We start from the raw sequence: 6962 nt of genomic DNA on the forward strand, positions 1-6962 counted from the left end.
AACGTCTCCAACCAAGGCATCAACGTCTTGCCCGGCCGGTGGTCCCACGCCGGCCGGGCTCGTGTGCCTCCGGCCGCACACGGGGACGAAACGAAGCCGCAAGCGGAACAAGAGGCAAAGCGAGGAGCGATGCCCGCCACCGACGATCTGCAGAAGGCGCAGCGCTTCCGCGAAGCGGCGCTGCCCCATCTCGACGACGTCTACACGCTCGCGCGCTATCTGCTGCGCGACGCCGCCGATGCCGAGGACGCGGTGCAGGAATGCTATCTGCGCGCGCTGAAGCACTTCGACAGCTATCGCGGGCCGACGATGAAGCCCTGGCTGTTCGCGATCCTGCGCAACGTCTGCAACGCCGAATATGCGCGTCGCGCGCACAGGCCCAGCGCGATCGAGGATACGCCCGGCGCCGCCGAGCAGACGCCGATATGGCAGGAGACCGAAACAAGCCCCGAGACCGAAATGCTGCGCAGCCGCGATGCCGGCGCCATTCGCAAGCTGATCGACGCGCTCGCCGAACCGTTCAAGGAAACCTTCGTGCTGCGGGAGATCAACAACCTGTCCTATCGTGAAATCGCCGAGGCCGTCGGCGCCCCCGTCGGCACCGTGATGTCCCGCCTCGCCCGCGCCCGCGCCATGCTGCGCGCGGCCTGGAAGGCGGAAGAGGAGCAAGCGAGATGACCTGCGACGAAGCGAGGATCCTGCTTCACGCGCTGCTCGACAACGAGCTCGATGCCGGCCACGCGCGCGAGGTCGAAGCTCATATCGCCAGCTGCCCGGACTGCGCTGCCGAGTTTGCAGCCCAGCGCGAGATGCAGCGCGTGCTGGCCGACACCGATCTGCGCTACACAGCGCCGGCAAGCCTGCGCGCCCGGATCGAAGCCTCGATGCCTCAGCCGCAGCGCCAGCAACCCACCCGCCGCTCCGTGCTGCGCGGCTTTGCCATGGGCTCTGCGGTCTCCGCGCTCGCCGCAACCGGCGTCGTTGCCGTGGTGCTGCGCCAGGACGACCAGCAGCGCATCCTGTCGGAGGTCGTCTCTGCCCATCTGCGCTCGCTCCAGGCCGGCCATCTCACCGACGTGATCTCGACCGACCAGCACACCGTCAAGCCCTGGTTCAACGGCAAGCTCGACGTCGCCCCGCCCGTGATCGACCTCACCGCGCAGGGCTTTACATTGGTCGGCGGCCGGCTCGACTATATCGACGCACGCGCCATCGGCGCCGTCGTCTACAAGCGCCGGCAGCACGTGGTGAATTTGTTCGTGTCGCAGACCTCGAGCACGGAATATCGCGCGCCGAGGACCGAGACCATGCAGGGCTTCAACTGCCGCCGCTGGGGCAATCGCGGCCTGAACTTCTGGGCCGTCAGCGATATCGGGGCCGACGAGCTCGCCGAGTTCGTCGACAAGTTCGAGGCGGCGATGAAGGCGAATGTGGAGGGGTAGGCTTCGCGCCGAGATCGTGGGCAGCGGTAGCGACGCAATCCAGATCGTCGCCACTACGGGAGTCTGGATTGCTTTGCTCGCTGCACCCGGCCGCTTTCGCGTCAAAACATGCCGTTGTCATGCACCGCATCGTCGGGCACGGGCTGCCGCACCTCCCAATGCTCGACGAGCTTGCCGTCCTCGAGGCGGAAGATATCGACGATAGCAAGCCCGGGGTCGGTGGGAGTGCGTCTGGCGTGAACGTGGGCGATGACGAGATCACCTTCGGCCACGATGCGCTTGACCTCACCGCGCGACTCCGGGAATTGACGGCGAAGCGCGGACATGTGGTTGCGAATGCCCTCGACGCCGTCGCCGATCATCGGATTGTGCTGGACATAGCGCGGCCCGAAATGCGTCGCCGCCGCATCGAAGTCCCCCTGATTGATCGCCTTCTCCAGAAAATCGAGCACGATGGCCTTGTTGGCCGGGATCATCTGATTCACTACGTTGTCTCCATGAGATCGCCGCAACGCGTTCTGAACCGGCGCAGCGGCACTGTCGATGCGCCAGACTTGCAAAATCAGGTCCGATCGTCTCAAACAGCGGGCGTCGGCGCGCGGGAGCGGAAGCATGGATGCCGGGTGGGACGTGTTGACGTCGTATCGCACCAGCAGCGCGTTCCTCGGGACCGCGATGTTGAGTCGCCCATGGGGCATCGGCGTGGATCCGCAACGCAACTCGGCCCTTCATGTCATCCTCGCGGGCAGCTGTTGGCTGAGGCTGGCAGGCCGTGACGACCCCATCTGCCTTTCGTCCGGCGACGCAGTCCTCGTCACGAGCGGCATCGGCCACGCCCTGAGCGACCCACCGGATGCCGCGATCATTCCCATTCGCAATGCGTTGGCCGGCGCACCAAGCCGTGAGCCAGCGCCGGATGCAACGACGCTGCTGTGCGCAAAGTATCAGCTCGATGAGGCCGCTCCCCATCGGATGATGTCGGTGATGCCGCCCTTGATTCACCTTACTGCGCAGCAGGTCGAGGGCAACGAACCGTTGCGATTGGCGCTGCAATTGCTCCGCGTCGAAGCGCAAGGCCGCCGCAACGAGGCCGATGTTATCGCCTCACGACTGCTCGACAGCGCGCTGGTTCTGCTGTTGCGCGCGTGGATGGACATCCAGCCCGCGGGCATTGGCAATTGGTTCGGTGCATTGAGCGATCCCGCCATCGCACGCGCCCTGCGCCTGATCCATGAGCAGCCGCAGGATGCCTGGACCGTTGCAGCATTGGCGGATCGTGTCCTGCTCTCCCGCGCCACATTTGCACGTCGCTTCACGCGATTGGTCGGAGAGCCGCCGCTCGCTTATGTCGCGCGCTGGCGGATGAATCTCGCAGCGAAAGCACTGCGCGAAACCGGTCGTTCCATCGACGAGATCGCGCGGGCCGTCGGCTATGAGTCCGGACCAGCGTTTTCGAAGGCGTTCAGCCGCGTGTATGGGCGATCGCCGGGCCGATACCGGAGCGGAAGCGCGTCGTAGCCGATTGCGCCTAAGCCGACCTTCTCACCGCGTTGTCCACCAGCGTCTTGCCGAGCGACCAGATCGCGCCGGGGACCTTGTGGCTGCCGGCGATGACGTCGTCGAACGCCTTCTCGATCCAGCTGCAGTCTTCCTCGGTGATGGTGAGCGGCGGCAGGAGCTTGATGGTATGGCTGCCGTGACCGGCCACTTGCGTCAGGATCTTGTGATCCTTGAACAGCGGCACGGTGATGAGCTGGCAGAACAGGCCCTTGTTGGCGGCCTCCAGCACGTTCCAGGACGCACGGAGGCGCAGCGACTTCGGCGGGCCGAACTCCACGCCGATCATCAGGCCCTTGCCGCGCACTTCCTTCATCAGCTCGTAGCCGGGCACCATGCGCGTCAGCGCAAGGCGCAGCTCGGCGCCGCGCTTGGCGGCGGACTCGATCAGCTTCTCGGACTCCATGACATCGAGCGTGGCGATGCCCGCGGCCATCGCCAGGTCGTTCTTGGAGAAGGTGGAGCCGTGCACCACCGCGCGGTCCATCTGGTTGAAGACCTTGTCGAAGATGGCCTTGCGCGTCAGCACCGCGCCGACCGGCACGTGGCCGCCCGACAGCGATTTCGACAGCAGCACCATGTCCGGCTCGACGTTCCAGTGCTCGACCGCGAGGAAGCGGCCGGTGCGGCCCATGCCGGTCTGGATCTCGTCGGCGACGAACAGCGTGCCGTATTTCTTGCAGAGTGCGGCCGCGCCGGGCAGGAACTCGTCCGTGGGCATGTTGACGCCCTTGCCCTGGATCGGCTCGACGACGAAGGCCGCAACCTCGCGCGAGGCCAGCGCCTTTTCGAGCGCGGCGAGATCGTTGAAGGGGACCGGGGTGCAGCCGGGCAGCAGCGGCTCGAAACCGTTGCGGAAGTTCGAATCCCCCGTCAGCGACAGCGCGCCATAGGTCAGGCCGTGATAGCCGTGGGCGCAATAGACGATGCCGGGACGGCCGGTGGCGCCTCGCGCGAACTTGATCGCGGCCTCGACGCATTCCGCCCCGGAATTGGCGAAGAACGCCTTGTCGAGATAGGGAACGTATTTCAGGAGGCGCTCGGCGAGCACGCCGGCGAGGGTCGAGACGTCGAACTGGACGAGGTTGGGCAGGTCGGCGTCGAGCACGCTCTTGAGCGCCTCGCGCATGACCGGATGATTGCGCCCGATCGCAAACACGCCAAAGCCGGACAACAGGTCGAGATAGCGCGCCCCGTCGCGGTCGTAGAGGTACTGCCCCTGCCCCTTCTGGAAGCCGACATCGTAGCCGATGGTCTTGAGAACCCGAACGAACTGCTCGTTCAGAAACCGATTATGCAGGGCACTGCGCTGGGCCTGACGGTCCGCGAACAGTTGAGACATGTCTGGATTTGGGCTGTGCATCCGCTACATACTTCGGTTGAGGGCCGTCTCGTCAACTGAAAACGGACCGTTACTCAAAACGGTCTGTGCGGCCTTTTGCCCTTTTTCGGACCATCTTCGCAAGCACAGCTTTAAACCATGTTGCACTGCCAAGGAACACTCATGCGTTTGGCCCTTTACACCGGAATTATACTGGCTGGCGGTTACACCTGCCTGACTCCTGCTCTCGCCGCCGATCCCACCGGCGACTGGCGGGTCGCCGACGGCGTCGCCAACATTCGCGTTGCCCAATGCAATGGCAGCATGTGGGGCGCGGTTTCCTGGGAAAAGCAGCCCGGCGGCCGCGACGAGAACAATCCGGATGTCTCGAAAAAGAACAGGCCGACGCTGGCCATGGCGACCCTGATCGACATGAAGAAGAAGCCCGGCGTCGATCAGTGGGAAGGACAGGTCTACAACGCCAAGGACGGCCAGCTCTACAGCGCAACCATCACGCCGGCCGGGACCGACCAGCTCGAGATCAAGGGCTGCGTGATGGGTTTCCTCTGCGGTGGCGAGACCTGGACCCGGGTTGGCCCGCCGATCCCCCTGAGCCCCGCCAACGCCATGGCCAAGGGCGCGCCGAAGCCCGCCGGCGCGGCGCCGAAAGTCCAAGGGGCACCGCAAGGCACGGCACAAGCCGCAGCGCCCCAAGGCACGTCCCAAGGCACGACCGGTGCCACGGCGCCTGCCGCGGCCCCGAAGACCGCCACCACGGCCAAGCCCGGTCAGAAGGGCGCCGCCGACACCGTCGGCGACATCTGCCTACTCCCTGAGATTGCGGGGTTTGCCCATTAGCGCCGGCTGGAACAGCAGCACGGCGGCGAGCGTCGTCACCAGCGAGAGCGCCAGCAGCTTGCCCATGCTGGACGTGCCGGGATGGCTCGACAGCCACAGGCTGCCGAACGCGGTCGCCGTCGTCAGCGCGCTGAAAAAGATCGCGCGTGTCAGGCTGGTCTGAAGCAGGTTTGTCCTGCCCGAGCGCCAGGCCACGACATAATAGATCTTGAAGGCCACGCCGACGCCGAGCAGCAGCGGGAACGCGACGATGTTGGCGAAGTTGAGCGGCAGGCCGATCAGCACGCAGATCTCGAGCGTCACGGCACCTGCAACCAGGAGCGGCACCAGCGTCATCAGCACGTCCACGAACCGGCGGAGCGTGATCCACAGCAGAAGGCCGATCACCAGCAGCGCGTAGATGCCGGCGTGGATGAACGCCCTCACCACGGTGTCGCCGGATTTCAGGATCGAGACCGGCCCGCCGATCGCGGTCGGCTCGGCAACGAGCACCGCCGCCGCAAATCTGCGCAGCGTGTCGTTGTCGTTGGGATCGCCCTTGGGCAGCGCCTCGACGCGGATGATGCCGTCCTTGCTCTTCCAGGCGCTGACGAGATCGGGCGGCAGCGACTTCAGGGTGACCGGCTCGGCCTGCAGCGCGTTCCTGAGCTGGTCGAACACGATCTTCATCGGCGTGACGAACACGTCCTGCGCCCTGTTCCGCGTGGCCTCGTCGGCATTGGCGAGCTTATCGAGCGCGTCCGCAAGGCGGCGCGAGGCGACCGCGCCCTGCCCCTTCGCATCACCGGCGGTCCGGCGCAGATTGTCGACCGAGGACTTCAGCGCGTCGACGTTCTCCTTGTCCGACGGCGCGGCATCGATCTGGTCGGGATTGAGCGCGGGGTTCAGCACCTTGGCGCCCTGTGCGATCAGCTTCAGCTTCGGCTGCTGGTCTTGCGGCACGAAGCTGTCGAGCGACATCACGCGCAGCACCTCCGGCACCTTCTCCAGCTTCGCCTCGACCTGCCTCGCCTGCTCCTCGGACGTCGTCATCACGTTGATGGCGTTGGCGCCGGTGTTCGGATCCTTGCGCAGGTCGAGGAAGGTCGCGATCGATTCGGCCCTCGGGTTGCGCAGGTTCATCGGATTGAAGTCGAATTTCAGGAAGTAGAGCAGCGGCAGGCCGGCGAGCGCGAGCAGCAGCGTGCCGCCCACGACCAGCACACGGTGCTTCTCCAGGAAGTGATCGAGCGGCGCCAGGAAGGCGTATCCGACGGGCTCCTCCTCGCCGGGCGGGTTCAACAGCTTGAGCATCGCGGGCAGTACTGTGATGCTGGAGAGGAACGCCACCAGCATACCGACGCCGGCGATCTGGCCGAGCTCGGAGATGCCCTTGTAATCGGTCGGCAGGAAACAGAGGAAGCCGGCGGCGGTCGCCATTGCCGCCAGCGACAGCGGCACCGCGGAGCGCTTGGCGGCAAGCACCAGCGCGCCGGAGAGATCGTTATACTTGTAGCGCTCCGAGCGGTAGCGGACGCTGTACTGGATACCGAAATCGACGCCGAGGCCGACGAACAGCACGGCAAACGCGATCGACAGCAAATTGAACGAGCCGACCATCATCAGGCCGGCAGCGGTCGTCAGCGCAAGGCCGACGAAGAGATTGACGAATACCGCGAAAATGATCTTCGACGAATGCAGCGCCAGCCACAGGATCAGCAGCACGACGAGGACGGTGCCGACGCCGTTGACGACGGCACCTTCCTGGACGGTGGCATATTCCTCATTGGCGATCGGCACTGGGC

General features: G+C 65.4%; 7 protein-coding genes. 4 read left to right on the forward strand and 3 right to left on the reverse strand.

Annotation, left to right across the window (positions count from 1 at the left end; genetic code table 11):
• Nucleotides 1-129: 129 nt before the first annotated feature.
• Complete coding sequence (locus AC1D00_RS19895) at nt 130-678, forward strand: sigma-70 family RNA polymerase sigma factor (protein ID WP_167770420.1); 549 nt, start codon at nt 130-132, stop codon at nt 676-678.
• Complete coding sequence (locus tag AC1D00_RS19900) at nt 675-1442, forward strand: anti-sigma factor family protein (protein ID WP_477011834.1); 768 nt, start codon at nt 675-677, stop codon at nt 1440-1442. The genes AC1D00_RS19895 and AC1D00_RS19900 overlap by 4 nt, the downstream gene beginning before the upstream one ends.
• A gap of 101 nt (nt 1443-1543) precedes the next feature.
• Here the strand turns inward: AC1D00_RS19900 and AC1D00_RS19905 are convergent, their stop codons facing one another.
• Nucleotides 1544-2092, reverse strand: a complete 549-nt coding sequence (locus AC1D00_RS19905) for a nuclear transport factor 2 family protein (RefSeq protein ID WP_477011835.1) — start codon at nt 2090-2092, stop codon at nt 1544-1546.
• On the opposite strand from AC1D00_RS19905, the gene AC1D00_RS19910 reads away from it, so the two are divergent.
• The gene (locus AC1D00_RS19910) at nt 2076-2960 is read left to right on the forward strand and encodes a cupin domain-containing protein (RefSeq protein ID WP_477011836.1); all 885 of its coding nucleotides are present in this window, start codon (nt 2076-2078) and stop codon (nt 2958-2960) included. The genes AC1D00_RS19905 and AC1D00_RS19910 overlap by 17 nt on opposite strands.
• Before the next feature lie 10 nt (nt 2961-2970).
• Here the strand turns inward: AC1D00_RS19910 and hpnO are convergent, their stop codons facing one another.
• Nucleotides 2971-4362, reverse strand: coding sequence for an aminobacteriohopanetriol synthase HpnO (gene hpnO, locus AC1D00_RS19915; protein ID WP_477011837.1), 1392 nt, complete (start codon nt 4360-4362; stop codon nt 2971-2973).
• A gap of 141 nt (nt 4363-4503) precedes the next feature.
• Here hpnO and AC1D00_RS19920 point away from each other — a divergent pair, with 141 nt between their 5' ends.
• Nucleotides 4504-5178 (forward strand): DUF2147 domain-containing protein, encoded by a 675-nt coding sequence (locus tag AC1D00_RS19920; protein WP_167770418.1) that lies wholly within the window; start codon nt 4504-4506, stop codon nt 5176-5178.
• On the opposite strand, the gene AC1D00_RS19925 is transcribed toward AC1D00_RS19920, so the two are convergent.
• Nucleotides 5146-6962: MMPL family transporter (locus AC1D00_RS19925; RefSeq protein WP_477011838.1), on the reverse strand; the 1817-nt coding region annotated here is incomplete at its 5' end. The genes AC1D00_RS19920 and AC1D00_RS19925 overlap by 33 nt on opposite strands.

It is taken from the genome of Bradyrhizobium sp. P2_E8 (assembly GCF_056403875.1).

Bases quoted from the DNA above. Each gene is read 5' to 3' on its own strand.
- AC1D00_RS19895 (WP_167770420.1), top strand. From the start codon at position 130: ATGCCCGCCACCGACGATCTGCAGAAGGCGCAGCGCTTCCGCGAAGCG.
- AC1D00_RS19900 (WP_477011834.1), top strand. From the start codon at position 675: ATGACCTGCGACGAAGCGAGGATCCTGCTTCACGCGCTGCTCGACAAC.
- hpnO (WP_477011837.1), bottom strand. From the start codon at position 4,362: ATGCACAGCCCAAATCCAGACATGTCTCAACTGTTCGCGGACCGTCAG.
- AC1D00_RS19920 (WP_167770418.1), top strand. From the start codon at position 4,504: ATGCGTTTGGCCCTTTACACCGGAATTATACTGGCTGGCGGTTACACC.